Origin of the sequence: Streptacidiphilus sp. ASG 303, from assembly GCF_020991365.1 — a bacterium.
In the GTDB taxonomy this organism is placed as follows: domain Bacteria; phylum Actinomycetota; class Actinomycetes; order Streptomycetales; family Streptomycetaceae; genus Peterkaempfera.
In genome coordinates this window covers 1-253 of sequence record NZ_JAJLRA010000194.1, presented here as the reverse complement: position 1 = coordinate 253, position 253 = coordinate 1, and the positions used below count along the sequence as shown (strand labels likewise).

At 64.8% G+C, this 253-nt stretch carries 1 rRNA gene; it reads left to right on the top strand.

From position 1 onward, the window contains the following. Positions 1-253 (top strand): 16S ribosomal RNA (locus LO771_RS30470); the annotation flags it as partial.

Below are 253 nucleotides of genomic sequence, written 5' to 3'. Positions count from 1 at the left end.
ATGCAAGTCGAACGGTGAAGCCCCTCGGGGCGGATCAGTGGCGAACGGGTGAGTAACACGTGGGCAATCTGCCCTGCACTCTGGGACAACACCGGGAAACCGGTGCTAATACCGGATACGACACGCCTCCGCATGGGGGTGTGTGGAAAGCTCCGGCGGTGCAGGATGAGCCCGCGGCCTATCAGCTTGTTGGTGGGGTGACGGCCCACCAAGGCGACGACGGGTAGCCGGCCTGAGAGGGCGACCGGCCACA